19 protein-coding genes are annotated in these 22657 nt (G+C 51.0%); 8 read left to right on the top strand and 11 right to left on the bottom strand.

Going from position 1 to position 22657, the window contains the following annotated elements:
- The first annotated feature begins 383 nt into the window (after positions 1 to 383).
- The gene (locus MHH82_RS12950) at positions 384 to 1610 is read left to right on the top strand and encodes a nitrate/nitrite transporter (RefSeq protein ID WP_015734784.1); all 1227 of its coding nucleotides are present in this window, start codon (positions 384 to 386) and stop codon (positions 1608 to 1610) included.
- A 132-nt stretch (positions 1611 to 1742) separates the two neighbouring features.
- On the opposite strand, the gene MHH82_RS12945 is transcribed toward MHH82_RS12950, so the two are convergent.
- From MHH82_RS12945 to MHH82_RS12935, 3 genes are all read right to left on the bottom strand, one after another.
- A complete protein-coding gene (locus MHH82_RS12945; RefSeq protein WP_036665269.1) occupies positions 1743 to 2126 on the bottom strand; it encodes a hypothetical protein in 384 nt (127 codons plus the stop codon).
- A gap of 80 nt (positions 2127 to 2206) precedes the next feature.
- Positions 2207 to 2749 carry a VanZ family protein gene (locus MHH82_RS12940; RefSeq protein WP_340965992.1) on the bottom strand — a complete coding sequence of 181 codons (543 nt, stop codon included), beginning with the start codon at positions 2747 to 2749 and terminating at the stop codon, positions 2207 to 2209.
- Complete coding sequence (locus MHH82_RS12935; protein ID WP_340965990.1) at positions 2746 to 3672, bottom strand: M15 family metallopeptidase; 927 nt, start codon at positions 3670 to 3672, stop codon at positions 2746 to 2748. Before MHH82_RS12935 ends, MHH82_RS12940 begins: the two co-directional genes overlap by 4 nt.
- 193 nt (positions 3673 to 3865) lie before the next feature.
- Between MHH82_RS12935 and MHH82_RS12930 the strand changes: the two genes are divergently transcribed.
- A complete protein-coding gene (locus MHH82_RS12930; RefSeq protein ID WP_340965989.1) occupies positions 3866 to 5602 on the top strand; it encodes an ABC transporter ATP-binding protein in 1737 nt (578 codons plus the stop codon).
- Positions 5595 to 7442: an ABC transporter ATP-binding protein gene (locus MHH82_RS12925; RefSeq protein ID WP_340965987.1), complete on the top strand. Its 1848-nt coding sequence runs from the start codon at positions 5595 to 5597 to the stop codon at positions 7440 to 7442. Before MHH82_RS12930 ends, MHH82_RS12925 begins: the two co-directional genes overlap by 8 nt.
- Positions 7443 to 7540: 98 nt before the next feature.
- Here the strand turns inward: MHH82_RS12925 and MHH82_RS12920 are convergent, their stop codons facing one another.
- Positions 7541 to 8353, bottom strand: a complete 813-nt coding sequence (locus MHH82_RS12920) for a sugar phosphate isomerase/epimerase family protein (protein ID WP_340965985.1) — start codon at positions 8351 to 8353, stop codon at positions 7541 to 7543.
- A 97-nt stretch (positions 8354 to 8450) separates the two neighbouring features.
- Positions 8451 to 9068: a LysE/ArgO family amino acid transporter gene (locus MHH82_RS12915; RefSeq protein WP_340965982.1), complete on the bottom strand. Its 618-nt coding sequence runs from the start codon at positions 9066 to 9068 to the stop codon at positions 8451 to 8453.
- Between the two features lie 145 nt (positions 9069 to 9213).
- Between MHH82_RS12915 and pdxR the strand changes: the two genes are divergently transcribed.
- The 5 genes from pdxR to qoxD all read left to right on the top strand — a co-directional run bounded on the left by pdxR (position 9214) and on the right by qoxD (position 15559).
- Positions 9214 to 10662, top strand: a complete 1449-nt coding sequence (pdxR, locus tag MHH82_RS12910) for a MocR-like pyridoxine biosynthesis transcription factor PdxR (protein ID WP_340965980.1) — start codon at positions 9214 to 9216, stop codon at positions 10660 to 10662.
- A 1003-nt stretch (positions 10663 to 11665) separates the two neighbouring features.
- A complete protein-coding gene (qoxA, locus tag MHH82_RS12905) occupies positions 11666 to 12670 on the top strand; it encodes a cytochrome aa3 quinol oxidase subunit II (protein ID WP_251494689.1) in 1005 nt (334 codons plus the stop codon).
- Between the two features lie 63 nt (positions 12671 to 12733).
- Positions 12734 to 14677, top strand: a complete 1944-nt coding sequence (gene qoxB, locus MHH82_RS12900) for a cytochrome aa3 quinol oxidase subunit I (protein ID WP_009589459.1) — start codon at positions 12734 to 12736, stop codon at positions 14675 to 14677.
- A complete protein-coding gene (qoxC, locus tag MHH82_RS12895) occupies positions 14674 to 15270 on the top strand; it encodes a cytochrome aa3 quinol oxidase subunit III (RefSeq protein ID WP_340965974.1) in 597 nt (198 codons plus the stop codon). The genes qoxB and qoxC overlap by 4 nt, the downstream gene beginning before the upstream one ends.
- Position 15271: 1 nt before the next feature.
- Positions 15272 to 15559 carry a cytochrome aa3 quinol oxidase subunit IV gene (qoxD, locus tag MHH82_RS12890; RefSeq protein WP_009589381.1) on the top strand — a complete coding sequence of 96 codons (288 nt, stop codon included), beginning with the start codon at positions 15272 to 15274 and terminating at the stop codon, positions 15557 to 15559.
- Positions 15560 to 15840: 281 nt separating this feature from the next.
- Here qoxD and MHH82_RS12885 read toward each other — a convergent pair whose 3' ends face one another.
- From MHH82_RS12885 to MHH82_RS12860, 6 genes are all read right to left on the bottom strand, one after another.
- Complete coding sequence (locus MHH82_RS12885; protein WP_235201894.1) at positions 15841 to 17010, bottom strand: cell wall-binding repeat-containing protein; 1170 nt, start codon at positions 17008 to 17010, stop codon at positions 15841 to 15843.
- 73 nt (positions 17011 to 17083) lie between these two features.
- Positions 17084 to 18337: a DHH family phosphoesterase gene (locus tag MHH82_RS12880; RefSeq protein ID WP_036665293.1), complete on the bottom strand. Its 1254-nt coding sequence runs from the start codon at positions 18335 to 18337 to the stop codon at positions 17084 to 17086.
- Positions 18338 to 18509: 172 nt separating this feature from the next.
- Positions 18510 to 18848 (bottom strand): antibiotic biosynthesis monooxygenase, encoded by a 339-nt coding sequence (locus MHH82_RS12875; protein ID WP_036665294.1) that lies wholly within the window; start codon positions 18846 to 18848, stop codon positions 18510 to 18512.
- A 147-nt stretch (positions 18849 to 18995) separates the two neighbouring features.
- Positions 18996 to 19385 (bottom strand): rhodanese-like domain-containing protein, encoded by a 390-nt coding sequence (locus tag MHH82_RS12870; protein WP_036665653.1) that lies wholly within the window; start codon positions 19383 to 19385, stop codon positions 18996 to 18998.
- Positions 19386 to 19512: 127 nt separating this feature from the next.
- The gene (gene bioB, locus MHH82_RS12865) at positions 19513 to 20511 is read right to left on the bottom strand and encodes a biotin synthase BioB (RefSeq protein ID WP_036665296.1); all 999 of its coding nucleotides are present in this window, start codon (positions 20509 to 20511) and stop codon (positions 19513 to 19515) included.
- A gap of 199 nt (positions 20512 to 20710) precedes the next feature.
- Positions 20711 to 22636, bottom strand: coding sequence for an LTA synthase family protein (locus MHH82_RS12860; protein ID WP_340965969.1), 1926 nt, complete (start codon positions 22634 to 22636; stop codon positions 20711 to 20713).
- Positions 22637 to 22657 lie beyond the last annotated feature (21 nt).

Genomic DNA, 22657 nt, shown 5'->3' with positions numbered 1-22657 from the left:
CTTTCCCTGGGAACAGGAAAGGGCGTCATTGCCTTCAAAACCGGCACATCCTTGTGCCATATTGGTATTCGTAACATACATCTAGCTTAGTTGACGAAATTCGATATGTCAATATATGTGACATATATTCATCGAAATTTTAATGATTAATAATTATTCGATTTTTTGTGTAATGTATATTGACATTTATTTGACCTATTATCTATAATGTGAATCAGCAAAATCATATATTTCACAGACGGAAGACACAATGACGTGTCTGCGTCTTGGCAACGAGGCCGCAAGTCGTTCTGCAATGGGCGAATTGCGGCCTTTTTATGCCTGCATCTGAAGACCCGCACCAGGAATAGAGAACGTACACATTTGGATAAGGAGCGATAACCATGGAGAAGAAAGGATTTTGGCAAAGCGGGCACAAGCCCTCCCTGTTCGGTGCTTTTTTGTATTTCGATATCAGCTTCATGATATGGGGCATGCTCGGACCGCTTGCGGTAGTCATTGCCGGAGATTATCCGATGGATCCGGTGCAGAAGGCAAATCTGGTGGCGCTTCCCGTTCTGGGCGGCTCGATACTTCGACTCGTATTAGGTTTCCTTGCCGATCGCATCGGCCCGAAGCTAACGGCTCAGATCGGGATGGTCGTCACGCTGGTCCCTCTTTTGCTTGGCTGGTTATGGGTAGATTCCCTTGATCAATTGTACGTCGTTGCGATTCTTCTCGGCGTCGCGGGAGCTTCGTTCGCCGCAGCACTTCCTCTTGCGGGACAGTGGTATCCCAAAGAACATCAGGGTCTGGCGATGGGTATCGCCGGAGCCGGGAACAGCGGTACCGTCCTGGCGACCCTGTTCGCCAACCGGTTGGCGCAGCATTTCGGAAGCTGGGAGATTGTCTTCGGTCTCGCCATCATACCCATTGTGTTGGTCTTCATCTACTTCTCGGTGTTTGCACGCAACAGTCCGAATCGACCTGCTCCCAAACGGCTGTCCGAATATGGCAATGTGCTTAAACAGCGCGATGCTTGGGTATTCTGTGCCCTGTACTGCGTGACGTTTGGCGGCTTTGTCGGGCTCGCCAACTATTTAACGATCTTTTTCAACGCCCAGTATGGCCTTTCCGCGGTTCAGGCTGCGGACATTACAACGATCTGCGTCATTGCAGGGAGCTTCTTCCGTCCTGTAGGCGGCTTTCTGGCCGATCGTATCGGCGGCTCTCGAATGCTGATGTTTCTCTATGCCGGAGCTGCCATTATGCTGATCGGTGTCTCCTTCTTGCCGCCGCTATGGCTTGTCGTCACGCTGCTGTTTATCGGCATGATGTGCCTGGGCGCGGGGAATGGTTCCGTATTTCAGCTTGTCCCTCAACGGTTTGCCGGCGAGATCGGCCTGGTTACCGGGATTGTCGGGGCCGCCGGAGGCTTGGGCGGCTACGCGTTGCCGCTGATATTGGGTCGATTGTACCAAGCGACAGGCTCATACACCGCCGGGTTCATCATTCTGAGCTTCATTGCCGCCGCATCGCTGGCCCTTACGATTGTGATGCAGCTGAAATGGCGGCGCAGCTGGCTCCGCGGCGTGCCATCCGGCGCGCAGACCGGGTCGGCCGAAGCGTGAGAGAAAGCGAGATCCATGTTAACGCTGCGACCGTTTCACGGCATATTGCCAAAGAAACGGTCGATTAGCGGGCACCCACGCAAAAAAAGCATCGTATCGATGCTTTTTTTGTTTGGGATAACGGCCACGCCATCAGTCGGCTAAATTCACGACGTCATGCTGAACCGAAATTCTGACAAAATAACGATTCGGCCATATTTTGGTTGTCACCACGACATCCTGGTCATCCTTTTCAAAAAAATATCCGGAGCCCTCTTGCATAACATAATGCCAATCCTCGCGCTGCATCCGCTCCTTAATCATTTCAGCGGGTTGCCTCATCTTCGTAAGATACAGTCCATGGCCGTTCGAAGGATCATCGATCTTAACGACGGATTTGTCGGTGGTATGAAGCGAATACATCAGTTTGATATGATTCCAACCGATCGAATGGATATATAATGCGATATTTATGACGAACATGACAAAGACCATACCGATGGAACCGAACAAGATCCTTTTCCAGCGTTTATTCACGATTATTGGTCACCGCCTTTATAGATATGTCTTCAACGTCAAATCGGTACTCATCTTCAGATTCAAGGTGAGGCCTCTTGCTACTTCACCCCGGATAACGGCTTGCCCTTCTTGCCTCTACCCTCATCAATATGGGATTGTTTTTCCGATAAGGTTAGTTTTAAGACGAGGACCATGGAACAGCCTATCACCCCGCCAGCCGTATTCAGGATTAAATCGTCCACATCAAAGCTTCCCATCGAAAAGAGAATCTGCGAGCACTCCAGCCCAAGGCTTAGCCCGAAGGAAGTCACGAAAGCGCCAAGCCATCCCATCCACTTGTTTTTCAGCAATACACTGACGAATATGCCATTGGGTATGAAAATCGCGATATTTCCGAATAGATTGATCACGTCATGCGGGCTCGAGAGCCGTTTCATATTTTGATGAATGGACTTAAACGGCGTAAAATTGGCAAATTGCAATCGATTCTGCATATATTCGGGATGATCGATCGAACGCTGCAGCTGCTGCCACAGAAACGAAATGTTCACGTCGCCGAATTTGAACAGAATGATTTTGACCAGCACATATAGATACAACGCATACAGCAATAATACCATCCATTTAGGCGTTAGTTTCATTCATTCTCATCCTTGCCGAGCTGCACCGTCACAATCATGCCATCGATGTTGTTGCCGGATATCTCATACTCGCTGCCGGCCGGAACCTCAATTTCCGTTTCTTTCGCCTGGACGGGTACGTACTCGATTTCGTAGGCCTTCCCGTTTACGGTTGCTTTATAGGTCTTTTTCTCCTTGAGAAAATCCAGATACTCTTCGAGCGTAAAATCCAGCTCATGCATGATCATGCTGTGCGGAAGCCCAACAAAACGAAAATGCCACGGCTCATACTGGATCCCTGTGATATCCGTCTTGTCCTGGGGGTATCTCAAAATGAATCCATGCGCCCAAGCATGCTTCTTCAGCCACTTGCCCTCCGGAGATTGATCGATCGCCTTCTGCGTAGATCCGATATCCATGGATAACCCGAGGTTATGTTCGCTGTAGCCTGGAGGCAATGCATAATCGGCGCCTTTTTCGCGATATAACGCCTCTTGTTCGCTCTCATCCCGGTACCCGCTGCTGATCATGAAGTGATTGACCCCGTCTTCTCCCGCAGCTTGGATCATATCGCCAAAACGCTCCGCCACACTGCGCGATAAACGGATCGTGTTGTCAAGAACCACGTAACCGTTCATTAAGTCTTGTTCCTGAAACAAATTCACGATATCCGTCGGTACGGCTGCCGGATCCAGCGGGTGATCCTTGTTGACCAAAACCAGATTCCCCTGCGTTACTTGTTCATCTGTCACTGATACCGTTTCAGCCGCTTTATTTCCATCGTTATCATATTCTGATTGAGGATTCGCCTGCGCGTCGGAGCCAGCTTTCATATCCTGTTCCTTATGTGTTCCTTCGTTATCATTCGCGTTAGGCGTCTCCGTTAGTGCGGGCTCGCATCCGACCAACAGGAAGATCACGAGCAATATCAAACCCTTCTTCAATTTCAACAACTCCCTCTATCTTTGTCCCACCATCTTAAAGAATATAGTTTAAGGAAAAGTAGAGAAAAGTTAAAGTTTTTCTTAAGAGATGCGAATCCCTCCCGGACTTTCGCTCTTTACCCTTTGACAAGGCTGAAGCCCATGGCTTACCTTGGTATTTAGACTAATAAGAATAAAGAAGGTGCCATTATTCTTGCTTAAACTATTTCGTTATTTACGTCCTCACTGGACAGCGGCCCTGCTTGCACCGCTGTTGATGCTGCTGGAGGTCGCCATGGATCTGCTCCAGCCCATGCTGATGGCCAGCATAATCGACCGCGGCGTCATGCAAAACGATACGGCACACATCCTCAGTACAGGGCTGCTCATGCTGGGAGCTGCAGCCATCGGGCTGCTTGGAGGTCTCGGGTGCACGATTTATTCTTCCATTGCTTCACAGCGTTTTGGTGCCGACCTTCGCCGGGATTTGTTCCGCAAGGTACAGACCCTGTCATTCCGCAATCTGGACGACATCTCGACCGGATCGCTCATCACCCGGCTTACGAGCGATATCGTTCAGCTTCAGACGATGGTACAGATGCTGCTGCGCATCTTCGTACGCTCACCGTTTCTTGCCATAGGAAGCATGGTTATGGCAGTGATCATCAGCCCCAAGCTGGCCATCATTCTGGCTATTGCCGTTCCGTTGCTATTCGTCGTGATGTTTTTCCTGATCCGGGCTACCCTGCCCTTGTTCGCCACCGTTCAGAAGAAACTCGATAAGGTGAATACGGTACTGAAGGAAAATTTCGCCGGAATCCGGGTCTCCAAGGCATTCGTGCGTGCCGGTTACGAGAAGGACCGATTTCATGATGCGAACCAGGACTTCACGCAAGTTTCGGTAAAAACCCAGCGGATCGTTGCGCTCAACATGCCCATCCTGACCATGATTCTGAATGTCAGCATCGTAGCCGTCCTGTGGTTCGGCGGAAAGGATGCTATCGGCGGATCCTTTGAGGTCGGTAGCCTGGTCGCCTTCATAAACTATGTCACGCAGGTATTGTTCTCGGTTTCTTCCGTGGCCATGATGCTGGTGCGGATTTCTACGGCCAAGGTCTCCGCTGACCGTATTCAGGAAGTCATGCGTACAGAATCCGAAATTGTGAACGAGGTTCATCCGGCAACCGATGCGTGCAAGCAAGGAGAGATCATGTTTGACCGCGTTACCTTTTCCTATAACTCGGAGATGCAGAAGCCCGTACTGCGCGACATCAGTTTCAAGGTCCGACCAGGACAGCATGTAGCCATTATGGGTGCAACAGGTTCGGGTAAAACCTCTCTGGTATCCCTGCTCCCCCGTCTGTACGATGTGACCTCCGGGCAGATCCGAATCGACGGAACCGATGTACGGAGAATGGAGCTGTCCGCTTTGCGCGAACGAATCGGCATCGTCCTGCAAGAATCCATCCTTTTTACAGGCACTATAAGGGACAACATCCGCTACGGGAAACCGGACGCTTCCGATGAAGAAGTAATGGCCTCGGCTAAGGCTGCCCAAGCGCATGATTTCATTACTTCCATGCCGGATGGCTACGATACCGTGCTTGGACAACGCGGCGTGAACCTGTCCGGCGGACAGAAACAGCGTATATCCATTGCGCGGGCATTATTGCTTCGACCCGCCATTCTGATTCTTGATGACAGCACCAGCGCCATCGATACGGGAACGGAGTCACGGCTTCGGAAAGAACTGGCCCGTCTGATGAAAGACCGGACCTGCCTTATGATAGCCCAGCGAATCTCATCCGTGATCGACGCCGACCTGATATTGGTGCTGGATGACGGGGAATTGATCGCGAAAGGCACGCACATCGAGCTGCTTGCTTCCTGTGAAGTATATCAGGACATTTATCGATCGCAATTCGGCAAGGAGGTGTCTTCTCATGGCTAAACCAAATCAGGATTCCAAGCATGCCCATCATACGGACGGTCCGGATCTTAGCATGCGAGGCGGCAACGCCATCCGCGGAATGACGATAGCCAAAGCCAAGCCGAAGCATACGATGGATACGATACGCCGGATATGGGGCTACATCCGTCCGTTCAAAGGCGGCATGATGGCTGTTTTCGTATTCACGCTCGTAACGACGCTGCTCTCACTGATTGCCCCTTATCTGCTGGGGAATGCCGTGGATCATTACATCATCCCGGGAGACATCAGAGGACTCATGGGGTTATGTGCGATACTTCTTGCCGTATATGCAGGCACCGCGCTCACGGCATGGCTTCAGCAGCATGTCATGGTGAAAGTCTCCCAGCTGTCCATTTTGGCCATGCGGCGGGATATCTTTGCAAGGCTTCAAGTCCTGCCGCTCCGCTTCTTCGACAGTAAAACGCACGGCGAATTGATGAGCCGCACGACCAATGATATCGAGAATGTCTCCGGTACGTTGAATCAAAGCGTAACCCAGCTCATCTCCAGCGTTCTGTCCCTGATCGGATCGCTTGCCATCATGCTGTACCTCAACGTATGGCTTACGCTGCTCAGCATGGTGACCATTCCGCTCGTCATGCTGTTCACGAAGACGGTGGCAAGCCGGACAAGGAAGCATTTTTCCAAGCAGCAAAGCTTGCTGGGTGAACTTAACGGATTCATTGATGAGACCGTTTCGGGCCAAAAGGTCGTGCAGGTATATCGCCGCGAACAGCATGCCGCTGCCCAGTTTGACGACATGAACAAAAAGCTGACGGAAGCCAGCATTCATGCCCAGATCTATTCGGGCACGGTCGGGCCGGTTATGAACGTACTGAATAACGTCAGTTTTGCCTTGATTGCAGCGGTTGGCGGCTACATGGCTTTCAAGGATTTCACAACCGTCGGGGTCGTCGTTGCGTTTCTGAATTATTCGAAGCAGTTTCAACGGCCTTTGAACGATCTGGCGAACCAGTTCAACCTGGTGCAATCCGCGGTTGCCGGGGCAGAACGGGTCTTTGAGATTATCGATACGGAGTCCGAATACCGCGGCAATGAACAGATGGAAAAAGCGGACGATATGTATGGCGAGGTACGATTTGACCATGTGTCCTTCAGTTATAAGGAAGGCGTCCCCATTCTGAGGGATGTTTCGCTTACCGCCCGGCCGGGTGAGACCGTTGCGCTCGTCGGCCCGACAGGCGCCGGCAAAACCACCATTATCAATCTCCTCACCCGCTTCTATGAGATTGATGATGGCGTAATCACCATAGATGGCAGCGATATCCGCCAACTGGATAAGAACAGTCTGCGCAGTCAGCTGGGGATCGTGCTTCAGGATGCTTATGTATTCTCGGCATCGATCCGGGAGAACATTCGTTATGGCAGGCTGGATGCCTCGGACCAAGAGATCGAAACCGCCGCCAAGCTTGCCAATGCGCATGACTTCATCATGAAGCTGCCCGATGGCTATGATACGCAGCTCCTGTCGGGCGGCGGCAACCTGAGCCAGGGCCAGCGGCAGCTCTTGACGATCGCTCGCGCCGTGCTTGCCGATCCCGTTATTCTGATTCTCGACGAGGCAACCAGCAGCATCGATACCCGAACCGAGATGCATATTCAAACCGCCATGCGCGCCCTGATGCAAGGCCGAACCAGCTTTGTCATCGCCCATCGTCTAAGCACGATCCGCGAGGCCGACCAGATTCTTGTCATGAATCATGGCGGAATCGCGGAGCGCGGCACACATGAAGAGCTGCTGGCCAAGCGCGGCTTCTATTACGAGTTATACAACAGCCAATTTAAGCTGACCAGCTAACGTGTATTGAAAGTTTTCTTATGCTGCAACCGGCAAAATCATACGAGGGCCGATTCTAGAGAATCGGCCCTCGTCTTTTTATCCATAAGAATATCATGTCATTTCTGCTTGGCTCGACTGGCATTACTCAAAATTCGCTTCACGGCCCCAATGATCCATTCCATCTCCACGTATTGGTTGCCCGGCGCGTTGTATTCGACGCCCCAATATCCCCGATAGCCCCCGGCAAGCAGGCTGCGCACCTTCTCCTCCGCATCGGGATGAACCGCGGTCTTCGCATCGAAATGCGTATGCACCGTCCACGGGGCAACCATCTCGTCGCCTTCGGCCTCATCCGCCCTCCATCTCCCTAGGTGAAGCAGGAAACCAAAAGCCGGATGCCGGACCTCCTCCGCAATCCGCTTCATTTCCCGCGGGAGGAGGGAGGCGCCCATATGGTTTTCCGGGCCTACCGTATAACCGTTATCCCCTGCACGCTCCGCCAATTCCCGATAGCGCTTAACCAGATATTCGAATTGTTCGTCCGGCATCGGCTCAGCTTCTTTATAACCGCCGCCGGTGTCGATCCGCACCGTTTTGGCCCCCAAAATTTCAGCGGCATCCAGATGGGCAAGCGCATTGTCATACAACTTCGCCCTCATATCCGGGTCGGGATCCCATAGGTGAGCCCCATCAACAGCAAAGTTAACCACGCTCATCTCCTTCTCATCCAGCGCTTCCCTGATTTTACGTATGTAGCTTTCGTCGGCAAGCTTGTATATGGGGCCGCTTCGATCGATGAAAAAACCGTTCCACAAATCAACCGCATCCATTCGGTAGCGATACTTCACCGTCTCCAAATAACCGAACACATCCATTTTGCCGTCGAGAAACGTGTTATAAAAAGAATAGCCGCCAATCGAAATGTTCATCGCATTGCCTCCTCCTATTCCCGGGTTACATACAAACTTACCACATTTTCCATCCATTAATTGGCATAAATTCTCAGTCCTTCTACATTTCTCCTCACTAGGTCTGAACCAATCGAAGCACGAGATAAGCGGCCGTCCCCCACATAATCACCGCCGATATTCGGTTCAGCGCGGACAGCAGCCTGCCTGACGGATCCATCCTTCCCGCGGCCCTGCCGGCAATTCCGAGTCCCAGAAACCACAACCAGGAGACGGCGATGCATACAACGGTAAAAATCATTTTGTCCACCCCTTCATATTGAAGCGAGCTCGTGCCGATGACGCCCATCGTGTCCAGAACGGCATGCGGATTTAGCAGCGACACGGACATGGCAAATACGATTTGCTTCTTGGGAGAGAACGAACGAGCGCTTTCCGGGTCCTGACCTGAAGGCTTACTCCTCCACGTCGCCGCTCCCATATAGACCAGGAAGCAGATTCCCAATGTAAATAACGTCAGTTTGATCCATTCATATTCCAAAACGATCACGGATACGCCCAATACCGCCAATGAAATCAGCAGCGTATCGCATAACGATGCGGTAATCATGACAGGCAGCGCCCTAATAAACCGGGGTTGAACGACACCTTGATTAAATACGAACACATTTTGCACGCCTAAGGGAAGAATAAGCCCGAGAGCCAGAATGAACCCATGAAGTATAACGGCTATCATAAGAAAGCAAACCTCCAGTCAATATTTTCACCATTGTAATGGAGGAGCTTGGCTGCGTCTCCAACCAATTGGTTGGCATTGGACCCAACCAATGATGTATACTGGGCATGATTCTTTAGAGACGTTGTCAGAAAGCAGGTTGTCCATGACAGAAGAATGGAAATTGAATAAAGCTTCCGAAGTGCCCCTGCATCAGCAAATTTATGATCACATGAAGAGCCGAATCATGAACGGGGAATGGCCGGTCGGAACCCGAATTCTCCCGCAGAGGGAGCTTGCCGCCAAATTTCAAGTCAACCGCAGCACCATCGTTTATGCCTTGGGTGAGCTTGCGGCTGACGGTTTCATAGAATCCCGGGTGGGACAAGGCACGGTTATTGTTAACAATACTTGGAGCGTATTGGCCGCCACGCCCCCGCCTGATTGGAATCAATACGTGAAATCCGGCTCCTATCAGCCGAACATCCATATGATCCAGCAGATCAACCGTGCGGAAACCGATCCCGAAGTGATCCGACTCGGTACTGGCGAGCTTTCGCCTGAGCTCCTCCCGACCGCCCAAATGCGGGAGACGTTTAACGGCAGCATGTCCAGCCGTTTCACTTTGGGATATTCGGAACCGAAAGGCAGCCTATACTTAAGGGAAATCATCAGCGATTATTTGAATAAGAAGGGGATATCCGCCTCTCCTTCTTCCATTCTTATCGTCTCCGGCGGGCTGCAGGGCTTGCAGCTTATTTCCCTGGGGCTGCTTCATCACGGTTCCGCCATCCTGGTGGAGAATCCCACTTACCTGAACTCGATTCATGTATTCCAGTCGGCTGGCATGCATTTGCACGGCATCCCGATGGATGCCAAAGGGATCAGAACGGAATCTATCGGAAGGCTCAAGCGTCAGCACAGAGCCGCCCTGCTCTACACGATCCCTTCCTTTCATAACCCTACAGGCACAATGATGTCTTCCGACAGAAGGACGGAGCTGCTGCAAATCTGTGCCCAAGAAAGATTGCCCGTCATCGAGGATGATGTGTATGGCGATTTATGGTTGGATACTCCCTCTCCGCCCCCTTTGAAAGCTTCGGACAAACAAGGAATCGTGCTCTATATGGGCAGCATGTCCAAAACCCTCGGGCCTGGTCTGCGCATCGGATGGGTCGTCGGACCGGAGCCTGTCATCGATCGGCTGTCCGACATTAAAATGCAGACCGATTACGGGTCCAGCTCGCTGTCCCAGCATGCTGTCGCGGAGTGGCTCTCGAGCGGATCCTATGAGAAGCATCTCGTTCAGATCCGGGCAGAGCTGATGAGGCGCAGAGACTTTACGCTGTCGTTGCTGGAACGATATTTTCAAGATATTGCCCACTGGAATAAAACCCAAGGCGGATTTTATGTTTGGCTCCGCATCGCAAAGCCGATCTCCATTCGTACGTTATTCGAGCAGGCGTTGAAGGAAGGCCTGCTGCTCAATCCCGGAAATATTTATGACCGTAACGACCAGCAGCATCTGCGGTTATCTTTTGCCTACGCCTCCTACGATCAACTGGAGAAGGGACTTATTCGGCTTGCGGAGCTTATTCGCCTCCATGTGTTGTAAACAGCAAAAGCAAAGGGCTATTCCGAGGAATGCCGTACATTCTCTGGATTAGCCCTTTCTTTATTTAGCGCGCCATCATGTTATCGTTTATCCTTGCTTGCAGCCTACACATGACGCCGTTCCATCAGATTGATCCCAATACCCATGCACAATACCCCGATGAGCAGCAATTAACCATGCTGAGAAGTCCGTCGAGCAAACTTTGAAGAACACTCACTTTCATCGAGTTCTCTCAGCTTTCATCGCAAATATCGTACGGGTTCGTTGCATCCGTACTCGCGGGCCACAAGGAGATTACCGAAAATACCGACGTTGCGAGCAGTGTGACAAATAGCATTGCAGGCCTGGCGCGGAACAACGGCGCCAAAAAGAAGCCCGTGAAAAAAATGGCGCTGCTTCCCAATCGCCAAGGCAATGGATCCGGATCAACATGCTGCAGCACAGGGACGAAGGCGCAAAGCCAGCTCAAAACAAGAAATAAAAACCATATCCAGAATGACCGCACCGGCTCCCATCTCTTTCCTGTCAAGCGTTTCACAATTCCCAGCAAAAAATCTCGTTCCAATTTTTAGTTATATCATATTACAAGCCTCTTCGAGCCTTTTGGTTAAATAAGTAAACTGGAAATAAAAATCGGGTTCGATTTCATTGTGAAAAATTATACTTGCACGTCTAAACCCTTATCATTACTGGGATTTATTCGGTAGGTTTAGGGGCCGATTGCGGTGAAAAACAGGCCCGGAATTGTGACGAAACTGGTAACTCTCGTGAATGTTTGAACAAAGTATGAACTGCCTCAAAACCGCGCCACTACAATGATTTCGCTCACAACCCTCCCCTTTTGTAACAAATTGAACACATAAAATTACATACATTGACACGAATGTGGTTTTATTTGTTAATTATACAAGTTTATGTGTTTTGCAAAGCCGACCGGAACTTTCTACTATAGATGTGTCAGTAACATTGAATCGAACGAACGTTTCAAGGAAAGGGGTACATCATGAACAAAAGAGGGCCGTTATTTGCAATGTTTTTATGCTTTACCTTGCTCTTATCGGGATGCAGCTCGCTCACGGTATTAGATCCGAAAGGACCAGCTGCCAGAACCCTATCCGATACAATCATATTCTCCATTCTCATGATGGTCGGAATCCTAGCGGTAGTTTACGCGCTCTATATCTACATGCTCACGAAATATCGAGCCAAGAAATCCAACGAAGGTTACGAGCCGCCTCATGAAGAGGGCAACAAATGGCTGGAAATTCTGTGGACGGCCATTCCGATCCTGATCGTTGCCGTGCTCTCGGTCGTAACCGTCAAAACGACGGTGGCCGTCGAGAACGTGCCTGAAGGCTACGAGAACCAAGAGCCTCTGGTCATTTACGCTTCCTCCTCGAACTGGAAATGGCACTTCAGCTATCCGGAAGAAGGAATCGAGACTGTCAATTACGTGAACATTCCGACCAATCGTCCGATCGAGTTCAGACTGTATTCATTCGGTCCGATCACAAGCTTCTGGATTCCTCAGCTTCACGGACAGAAGTATGCGATGAGCGACATGATCACCAAGCTGAACATGGTTGCCGACGTACCGGGTTCGATGATGGGCCGTAACGCGAACTTCAACGGCGAAGGTTTTGCCCATATGGAGTTCGAAGCTCTTGCCATGACCTCTGCCGAGTACGATGAGTGGGTTAAGGATGTAAAGGACACCGCGCCTGAACTGAAGGAAGATGAGTTCAAGAAGCTTCTGGATACCGCGCATGTCGGTCGGATGACTTTCTCCAATACGCATCTGGAATTCAGCCCGCCGCCATCCGAAGACCATCACCATGGCGGTGACGTCAACGGCAATGAGGAGCATCAGGACCATAAAGACGTCCACCCGGATCCTGCAACAACGGAAGAAACGGAATTTGACAGCGAAACGAACGTGGATCCAAACGAACCGCTGCCGAACTTCCCGGCTGAAGAAAGCCCAAATCATCAACATGATGGACATTAAATCGGTGAGTGAAACGTTGTTCACCCGATCTACTTCATACATCCAGAAAGGAGCTAGGCCTTTATGAAATGGGACGAATTTTTCGTTACCGGTGATCCGTTAATTTACGGCGCCATGGTGAGTATCGTGCTCGTCTCGCTCGCAATCCTCTTCGGCTTGACCTATTACAAGAAGTGGGGATATATGTGGCGGGAATGGCTGACGACCGTGGATCACAAAAGAATTGGCGTCATGTACATCATCTGTGCATTGATCATGCTGTTCCGCGGGGGCGTCGACGCGATCATGATGCGTGCGCAGACCGCCGCACCCGAGATGAAGTTTCTGACCGGTCAGCATTATAATGAAGTATTCACGACTCACGGGGTCATCATGATCCTCTTTATGGCCATGCCGTTTATTTTCGGTCTGATGAACGTCATCGTTCCGCTCCAGATCGGTGCCCGTGACGTTGCATTCCCTAAACTGAACGCAATCAGCTTCTGGCTGTTCTTCGCCGGAGCGATGCTGTTCAACATTTCCTTCGTTATCGGAGGATCGCCTGATGCCGGCTGGTCCGCTTACTTCCCGCTGGCCAGTATCGAATTCAGTCCGACGGTCGGCAACAACTACTACTCTCTGTCGCTTCAGATTTCAGGGATTGGTACTTTGCTGACAGGCCTTAACTTTATCGTAACCATCCTGAAAATGCGCGCGCCGGGTATGACCCTGATGCGCATGCCAATGTTTACGTGGTCGGTATTGATCACTTGCGTCATCATTATCTTTGCTTTCCCTGTGCTTACGATTGCGCTTCTGCTTATGATGTTCGACCGCATCTTCGGCTCGCAATTCTTCACGATGGCCAACGGGGGCATGGATATGCTCTGGGCCAACCTGTTCTGGGTATGGGGTCACCCTGAGGTATATATCGTTATTCTGCCGGCATTCGGTATTTTCAGCGAGATCATCTCAGCGTTCTCCAAAAAGAACCTGTATGGTTACAGCTCCATGGTATTGAGTATGGCGATTATTTCCGGATTGTCCTTCCTGGTATGGGCCCACCATTTCTACACGATGGGTCAAGGGGCCATGGTCAACGGTTTCTTCTCCATCACGACGATGGCGATTGCCGTACCGACCGGGATCAAAATATTCAACTGGCTCTTCACGCTTCGCAAGGGTCGAATCAGCTTTACGACGCCGATGCTCTACTCGCTTGCCTTTATTCCGATCTTCACGATCGGCGGCGTAACCGGCGTCATGCTGGCGATGGCCAGTGCCGACTATCAGTATCACAATACGATGTTCCTGGTTGCCCACTTCCACTATGTGCTCATTCCAGGCGCCGTATTCGCCGTCATTGCCGGTTTCCATTACTGGTTCCCTAAAGTGTTCGGCTTCCGTCTGAACGAAAAGCTTGGCAAAATCGCATTCTGGTTCATTGCCATCTCATTTAACGTAACGTTCTTCCCGATGTTCTTCCTGGGACTGATGGGGATGACCCGTCGTACGTACACCTATTCGGCCGAGACCGGCTTTGGTCCGCTGAATATGCTGTCGATGGTCGGCGCGGTCGGCCTGGCGATCGGATTCATCCTTCTGGTGTACAACATTTACTGGAGTACACGTTACGAGCCGCGCGACAAAACGGGAGATCCATGGGATGCACGCTCACTGGAATGGTCGACGCCAAGTCCGGTTCCTGTTTACAACTTTGCGGTAACGCCGAAAGTCAAAGGCCGTGACGCCTTCTGGTTCTCCAAGAAAAACAACGAGCCGCTTTCGGACGAGAAAATCACGAAGATTCACATGCCAAGCAACACCGGAAAACCGTTTATACTGGGCATCGCCTTCTTCTTCCTGGGCTTCTTCCTGGTATTCAGCTGGTGGATTCCATCCATCGTTGCCGGTATCGCGGTATTGATTATTATGGCTACCATGTCCTTCGACCGTGATCACGGGTATTACATTCCGGTTGAAGAGATTGTTCAAACCGAACAGAAACTGCGGGGTGATACGGTATGAAAATAGATGCCACTCAGCCGCTGGAATATGGAACAGAGGAAAACCGCAATCGTATATTCGGCTTCTGGCTGTTCCTCGGAGCTGAAATTGCGCTCTTTGCTACCTTGTTTACCGTCTACTTCGTTCTCGTGAACCGCTTTGCCAGCGGTCCGAGCGGAGCGGAAATCTTTGAAATTACGCCGGTCCTGCTCGAGACGTTCCTGCTCTTAACGAGCAGCTTCACCATCGGTTTGGCTGTTCATGCGATGCGTCTGGGCCTGAAAAAGCAGATGATGATCTTCATGGTCATCACCCTGCTGCTGGGTGCGGGATTCCTCGGGATCGAGATCTTTGAATTCTTCACCTATGTTCATGAAGGAGTAACGCTCTCAACCAGCGCCTTCTCCTCCAGCTTGTTCACATTGCTTGGCACGCACGGAGCTCACGTAACCTTCGGTTTCCTGTGGGGAACCGCCATTCTGATTCAACTTAAAAAGCATGGACTGGATCATTCCACAGCCAACAAGTCCTTTATCTTCTCGCTCTACTGGCACTTCCTGGACGTTGTGTGGATCTTCATTTTCAGCTTCGTGTATCTGAAAGGACTGATGTGACATGTTAAAACAGCTGTTTCCAATTAAGCATGTAGCGGGTTATATATCGTCCCTCGTCCTTTCAGCTGTCGCGCTCGTCGTTCTGCTGGATATGCCGGCAGCTTCGAAAGTGGCCGTTCTGCTGGTCACCGCGATTCTGCAGGCAGCCGTTCAGCTTATGCTGTTCATGCACGTCGGGGAAAGCGAAGACAAAAAGTCCGTCTATATCAACATCGCGTTCGCCCTGTTCGTAGGGCTGGTTACCATCTTCGGAACGCTGTTCATCTTCATATGGGGCTGGTACGCTTAAGCCTCGCGAAAATCTGGGGTGAACGTGTACCGACGATCATCGTTCGCTATCACGAACATATCACCAATATCAAAGAGGGCGTCCCAAAAGATCCTGGATCTCGAGGGATGCCCTCTTTTTTCTATTGAAGGTGCTGCATGCGGATCATTCCCCCATCGTACTTCAAACATGCAAAAGAACCGTTTCTTGGAACTAGGGATGTGCGGCCCGCCAATTACGAGGAACGGTTTCTTTTTGCATTCCATATGCAGCTTCTTCTGGCAATGCCATTTGCGGCTCCATTAATCATGTCCTGCAGGCGCATCCAGAATTTCATCAATCTCACTCTGGAGCTTGGTGGTCAGGGTCTGTTCATCTCCGATGATCCAGGCATGATTATAGGGAGTTTCCACTTTGGAGGCGTCACTCTGTTGCCTGATCGAATCAACATACTTCGCAATCGAGCGTGGCACTCCGTCGCGCTCCGTAAACAATAGAGGGGCGTGTTTACCCATATGGGACAATGGAGCGGCCGCAATGGATAATGCCGGCGAGTCCGGCCTCGAGAAGGAGAAACTGTATCCCGGCGATTGTACTCCCCAGCCAAAACCCGTCTCGGGATCATGATACTGGGCAAAATGAATGGCGTTCTCATACGGATCGTCCCCGGCTATGCGCGTTACCTTCCCATATCGCCGCAGCTCGTCTTCAACGGCCTGGGACACCACCTTTTCAGGTCCGATGACGTAGATATTCGCCTTCCCGTTACGCTCCCTTAGGGCCTGCGCCGTCTCTTCGGGCACGTCCTTCTCGCTGACATACAGCATCGTTTCCGGCATATGGGCAATCCAGCTTACCGCGGGCAGCGTATAGTCGGGCCGTTCCATCGATCCGACAATAACCGAGGTCGGTACTGAACCGTTTACCCTGGAAGCATAGGCATCAATTGCTGCTGCCGCTTCCGCGGCTTCCCCGGCAGGAATGTGATCGGCCTTGTATTCAAGTCCGTTCAGCTCTTTCATCACCTGATCCGAGATCGGACCGACGGTAATGATCTCAATCCCCTTGTTGTGCTCCGCCCCCCTCGGCTTCAGCCGTCTCAGCTCTTCCAAGGTTTCCTTCGGGATCCCCCCTTCTTCAACGAAGAGTAAAGGCCCCTCGCTAAACTGGGTCAGATCGACGCTGACAGCCGCGATCGACCAGTGAGCGGAATCCACGAGGATCACGGTCTGCGGGCGGCTGTGCACGTTCGTGGACTGCCACAGCGTCTTGGAAGTCAGTACGGCCGCACTTACTGGATCGGATGTATTCAACCGAATCGTGTTTTTTGTGGCGGACCATGGTACGGGAACATCCTTCAGCAGTTCTTTGCTGTGAACCGCCGAGGGAATGGAGGGCTCGGAATGGCTCTGCGTTTGACTCCAAGCGAGGATACCTGCCGTCAGCAGGGCTAGGGCCCAGCCGGCGATCATTTTTTTCACCGAATATTCCTCCTGTCTTCACAATACAGCGCATCGTGCGAGATCATTCTTCCTGCTGATCCGTCTACAGATCTTCCATTAATTTCTCCTCATCCATATCCGGCGGCAAGCCTGGACGCTCTTGGGTACGGTTTCGGATCCATTGTTCCTTCAGCATCTTCACAAATACGTCATCCCGGGACAACCAGACCCCGTACTGGCGCTTCATATGCCGCTCTGCTTCCTCGAACGACCTGAACCGGAATGGGAGAGGTTCTCCGTTCCACTCGATCACCCATTCCCCGGCATAAGCGTAAACAAACAGCAAATCCTCGCCCCAGCTTTCGTACAGCACGCCGGACTCGCTTCCTTTGATATTGAAATGATTGCGCGAAGCATCGAACCGGATCGGTTCCAGCTCAAACGAGTCCGCCGCAAACAATTGATACACATCCTCTGTAATGGTGCACCCCGCAGCCTTGGCATGGCCGCCACCGCCATACCGCATCGCCACTTCGGACACGTCCACATGATCATGAATGGTTCGAAGGCTCATTTTTCTTCCGCCCATATTCAGTATCGCGATGTAGTCAAGATGGGGATAGCTCGTTCCCAGCTCGCTGGCAAGCTCGGAATGATAGGATTCGGCGTAAACGATGCCGACGCAATGCTCCTCGACGAAGGTTTGAATGAGTTCCCGCTGCTTGCGGCGAATGTAACGCTCGATTTTATTCTCTTCCATGTCCAGGATTTTCTGTTCAAATTCATCAAAGAAGAAGCCCTCGTGCGATTCCCGGAGGCGCTCAGACATCTTGCTCTCGAATTCGTCCAGGGACAACATGTAGAACAAGTCATTCAAGCGCTTAGCCTCGATCTTGCCGCTCTCTTCCCATTCCCATGTATCATAGAGACGCACCAGCTCAACGAATTCGTCCAGCGCTTCGGTTCTGCCGAGATGTCCATGCTCGATTAAATATTCATAGAACAGCGAGGTTGCCGATGCCAAGCGGCCGTCCCGATGCGTTACATCCACTTGTCCCCAGCTGTGTTCATTGAGGTGGAGGGCTGTTTTATGGTGATCGATAAGCTGCACCTGTCCCCCTTCTTCGACAAACACGTTCAATTCCTTCTCGATGTCAGGAGATACCGACAAATCCGTAATGAACAGCATATCGTATGGGTTCTCCTGTACGGAGGTCCGGTTCAAATACCTTTCGACTTGTTGATTCAATCCGTGAATGGAGTTGTAACGGACATCGATTCCTTCACCGAAGGCGCATTTGGCGATGATGCCGCAGCCGACGCCATCCAAATCGTTATGGCTGTACAGATGATACATGGTTGACTTCCTCCCAGCAGAAGGTGGAATGATTAGTTGTTCTTGCCTTTCATCCCTTTACGGTTCCCTAAATTCCGTCGTTTTAACCCCTGTCAGCCCCTTAGAATCGACAAGGTAACTAAAAAAGAAGAAGCGGCTGCAGCAGCCGCTTCTTCTGGAATATAGAGAATGATTATGCCTGTTGAACCGGTCTCGGCCCTTTGGATGCCATGACCTCGTACATGCCGTGGCTGGAGCTGATGACATGCTCAGGCTGCGGCTTTCCGCGGTTGTCGCGGTGTCCTTGGATGTGCGCGGGACTGGTTTCCCAGCGTTTCCACGCTTCTTTCGACTCCCAGCGGATCATCACGATAACTTCTTCCGTTTCGTCGGTACGTTTCGCATTCTTCACAAGAACGTTCAGATCGATAAAACCTTCAATTTCTTCAATGGGTCCTGGCTTGCTGAAACGTTCCACGACCAGGTTGGAAGTGCCTGCTTTAACAATAATCGTTTTAGTCTCGATCAACATATCCATAAACACTCCCTTAGCGAAAATCTGCCTAATTAAACGAACTATATACCATTCTAAATGATAACGATTATCATTGTCAAACCGTTAAGGCGTTCAACTTTTGCAAAAAAAAAGACCAGCATGAACCTGCTGATCAGATTGGGATCAATTCATCGATGCGCGCTGCACGGAATTGCACGCCGTGCAATCTTCCTGCAAATAAAAAAGCGAAGTAAAGCCGGCCTTCTTCAGCTTGCGCGCAGCCAGGATTCCATCCGAGCGCTTGGGCGTTACGATAACTACGGAATCATCGGGCTTGAGCTCCTTCTCCCACACAAACGGCAACCTTCCAAGCGAGATGTTGATGGTCTCTTTCCTCGGACATTCCATAAATTCGGACACATCGCGTACATCAAGCACTTTCAGATTCGGGCATTCCTTCTGTGCCAGACGAAGATCACTGCACTTCATGAAGCGCAAACCTGTTATAGGTACATACCTCCGGTAGTAGAGACCGGATATAAAGATTATCAGTGCGGCAGATGCAATCAGCACGAAGCATTCCCCCATCAATATCATGTGTTTCAGCATGATCCATGGCGGTAAGATCACGGGCTTAACAAATCGCCAATCCTACCCCTACGGGTATATAGTATGTGCTCCGCACCTAATTGTCAATACATCATGACAGCGCGTTTTCTTCAATTTCAAACCCAAGGTCTTCAACCAATCCCCAGTCGGCCGTATGAGCCTGGCCTTCTGTCGTTAAATAATCGCCGATGAATATGGAGTTCGCCGCGTACAGGCCAAGGGGTTGAAGGGATCGCAGGTTCACTTCCCGTCCCCCTGCAATCCGTATCTCCTTCGTCGGGTTAACAAACCGCATCATGGCAAGAATCTTCAAACACATCATCGGTGTCAATTCCCTGCGTCCTTCCAGAGGGGTTCCCTCGATCGCATTCAGAAAATTGCATGGAATCGAATCCGCTCCAAGCGATTTCAGAGCAAACGCAATCTCCACCCGTTCTTCTAAACTCTCCCCCATTCCGAAAATCGCTCCGGAGCAAGGGGACATTCCGGAAGAGCTTGCCTGCTTCACCGTGTCCAGCCGGTCATCGTATGTATGCGTAGTCGTAATATGCCCGTAATTATCTTTGGAAGTATTCAGATTATGGTTGTATCGATGGACCCCGGCATCGGCGAGCTTGCGCGCATGTTCCTCATTCAAGAAGCCCAGGCAACAGCACACCTTCAGATCGGTCGTCCGGGTAATCTCCTTCACCGCTTCGGCTACATGATCAATCTCCCGATTGGAAGGTCGGCGTCCGGATGCCACGATGCAATAAGTTCCCGCTTTACGGCGAATCGACTCGCGCGCGCCTTCCAGAATTTTGTCCTTGGTCAGCCATGCGTATTTTTCGATGGGCGCTTCCGACACGATGGACTGGGAGCAATATCCGCAATCCTCAGGACAGAGGCCGGATTTCGCGTTCACGATCATGTTCAGCTTGACCTTGTTTCCATAATACTCGCGACGGATGTGATAGGCGGCCTGCATAATGTTCAGAAGCTCCCCGTCCTCGCTGTTCAGAACCGCCAAGGCTTCGGCCCGGGTCACTTCATGTCCTTTCACGACCCGATCCGCCAGCGTCAACCAATCGTAATGGGTTTGTGTTGTCATATTCAAAATCTCCCTCTCCATTCTGATTGTAAACCATTTTTAATAATAAATAGGTTAACAATAAGGATAATAATAGCACAGGCCACGAAAGTGAGGCAATCCTCCACTGAAGCCTCCGCAAAAAATAGGGACTGTTTCATCAAAGCCAGTTTCCGGCTTAATGAAACAATCCCTTTCCTATTTTAACGAATTGTTGGCTTTACGGTGCCCGCTTGGGCAGCATTTTCACGTACTCATCGGACATTTTCATCAGCTGCAATATATAGTCGTAATCGCTGCGGTATTTTTCGAAATCCGTTACGGGCTCAAGCGTCTTCAAGGATACTGCGGTACCGTCCTCAAACCCGTCTCCCGGCACGAACAGAATGTCGTTGTTAAAGAATGATCCCGTCGGCAAATAATACCTCATTCCTATAACGTTGCGGTCCACGTTCAGCAGGTCATGCCCAAACGCGTTAAACCCCTCCTCATCGAGCGAGACGCCCAGAAGGTTTGCGACGGTAGGCAGAATATCCACCTGTCCCCCTACCTGCTCTACGACCTTCCCTTCCTTCATGCCGGGAACATGAATGATGAGCGGAATGTTAAATCGACTGACGCGCTCATGGTAAGGAATGCCCAGCGTTGACGAGATCATCTCCGCGTCCGCTTCTGCCGGATTGATGCCGAAGTGATCTCCATATACGACCAGGACGGTTTCATCCCACAGCCCGTTCTCCTTCAGACGGTCTACCAGCGTGCCCAGCGCATAATCGGAATAGTTCACCGACTTCAGATAGTTTCCCAAATGGGTCCCTTCCAGCTCGGCAGGCAAGGTGATCTTCGCGAATTCATCCTTTACATGGTATGGAGAATGATTGGAGACCGTGATGTAATGGGCATAGGTAGGTTTATTCTGCTGTTGGTTCTCCAGCAGCTTGTCTACGCCGACTCGGAACAGCTCTTCATCGGAAGGACCGAATTCATTGAAGTTATCATTCGTAAAATACGGCTTGTCGTAATAATGCTGAAAATCAAGCGCCGGGTACATCTTGCTGCGATCCCAGAACTTCACGTCATTCACGTGGAATGTGCCGGTTGCATAGCCATGCTTGTTCAAGAGACGCGGAAGGCCCGGCAGCTCTTTATTTCCGAAACCGGTGGACATGGCAACCGTTCCTGTCGGATAGATCGAGGTATTCACCGCAAATTCGGCATCCGATGTATTGCCTTGGCCGATCTGTTGGAAGACGCGGGGGAAATACAGGCCGCCATCCGCAAGCTCGTTCATCACCGGTGTCAGTTCCTGGCCGTTCAGGGATTGACCCACCGGAAAGTTCTGCAAGGACTCCATCTGGACGATGATCAGATTTTTGCCTTTGGCAGCGCCGAAATAGTCCGGCTTATCCTTTGCTTCCTTGACGTAAGGATACGTCGCCAGCAGCTGCTGGGACCGCAGGATGGTGTCCTGCAGACTTCCCTCGGCCAGCGCACGTTTCTCCTGCGAGTTACGTACGACAGCAGACACCTGGTAGTTCATGAACCCCATTTGCTCCGCCCGCACGATTTCATTCTCGATTCCCCATTCTTTGCGAATGATCAGTCCGGACAGAACAACCGCTACGATAAGAACAACGGTCATGGAAGTACGCCACATCAGACCAGGCCTGCGTGAGTAGGTTACGGAATATCCGGAACGAGCTCCACCGAAATGCAAGCCCCTTTGTGAGCGTGAACGTATTTTCCGGACCGCCCATATGACCAGCAGGAGCATCAGGTCCAGGAAGAATAGAAAATGCTCCGGCTCTAGCAAAGCCGTAATGCTGGCCCGTACCTGATTTACTTGACTGATACCCGCAAGCGCGGTATACGTCGGTATGGACCCAAAATGAACGTTATAAACAGCCGATGCAAACATGATGAAAGATAAGACGACATTTAGGATCACATAGACCGTCTTTTTCCCTCTGACCGGCAGCAGCAGTTCCAAAAAGCTAATCAGGGCGAGGAGCGACAGTGCATCGGTAAGCACCTTCCCCCATGCAATCCCATTAAACAGAAACACTCTTAGAAGGATCAGCTTGACTAAGAGCGTCAAAAAAACGAGTACACATAATTTCAACCTTTGTTCAAGGTAGCGTTCCATTTCCCATTCCCTCTTTTGTAA

It is taken from the genome of Bacillus sp. FSL K6-6540 (assembly GCF_038007545.1).
This window is presented reverse-complemented; position numbering and strand designations above follow the sequence as displayed.

What these genes read in the sequence shown, in the direction of transcription:
- MHH82_RS12950 (WP_015734784.1), top strand. Translation starts at nt 384, where the DNA reads ATGGAGAAGAAAGGATTTTGGCAAAGCGGGCACAAGCCCTCCCTGTTC.
- MHH82_RS12860 (WP_340965969.1), bottom strand. Translation starts at nt 22,636, where the DNA reads ATGGAACGCTACCTTGAACAAAGGTTGAAATTATGTGTACTCGTTTTT.
- MHH82_RS12920 (WP_340965985.1), bottom strand. Translation starts at nt 8,353, where the DNA reads ATGAACATTTCGATTGGCGGCTATTCTTTTTATAACACGTTTCTCGAC.
- MHH82_RS12875 (WP_036665294.1), bottom strand. Translation starts at nt 18,848, where the DNA reads ATGTTGATCGAGACTAAAACGATTATTGTTAAAGCAGGCACTTCCAAC.
- MHH82_RS12885 (WP_235201894.1), bottom strand. Translation starts at nt 17,010, where the DNA reads ATGATCGCCGGCTGGGCCCTAGCCCTGCTGACGGCAGGTATCCTCGCT.
- MHH82_RS12925 (WP_340965987.1), top strand. Translation starts at nt 5,595, where the DNA reads ATGGCTAAACCAAATCAGGATTCCAAGCATGCCCATCATACGGACGGT.
- pdxR (WP_340965980.1), top strand. Translation starts at nt 9,214, where the DNA reads ATGACAGAAGAATGGAAATTGAATAAAGCTTCCGAAGTGCCCCTGCAT.
- MHH82_RS12940 (WP_340965992.1), bottom strand. Translation starts at nt 2,749, where the DNA reads ATGAAACTAACGCCTAAATGGATGGTATTATTGCTGTATGCGTTGTAT.
- qoxD (WP_009589381.1), top strand. Translation starts at nt 15,272, where the DNA reads ATGTTAAAACAGCTGTTTCCAATTAAGCATGTAGCGGGTTATATATCG.
- bioB (WP_036665296.1), bottom strand. Translation starts at nt 20,511, where the DNA reads ATGACAACACAAACCCATTACGATTGGTTGACGCTGGCGGATCGGGTC.
- qoxB (WP_009589459.1), top strand. Translation starts at nt 12,734, where the DNA reads ATGAAATGGGACGAATTTTTCGTTACCGGTGATCCGTTAATTTACGGC.
- MHH82_RS12915 (WP_340965982.1), bottom strand. Translation starts at nt 9,068, where the DNA reads ATGATAGCCGTTATACTTCATGGGTTCATTCTGGCTCTCGGGCTTATT.
- qoxC (WP_340965974.1), top strand. Translation starts at nt 14,674, where the DNA reads ATGAAAATAGATGCCACTCAGCCGCTGGAATATGGAACAGAGGAAAAC.
- MHH82_RS12880 (WP_036665293.1), bottom strand. Translation starts at nt 18,337, where the DNA reads ATGTATCATCTGTACAGCCATAACGATTTGGATGGCGTCGGCTGCGGC.
- qoxA (WP_251494689.1), top strand. Translation starts at nt 11,666, where the DNA reads ATGAACAAAAGAGGGCCGTTATTTGCAATGTTTTTATGCTTTACCTTG.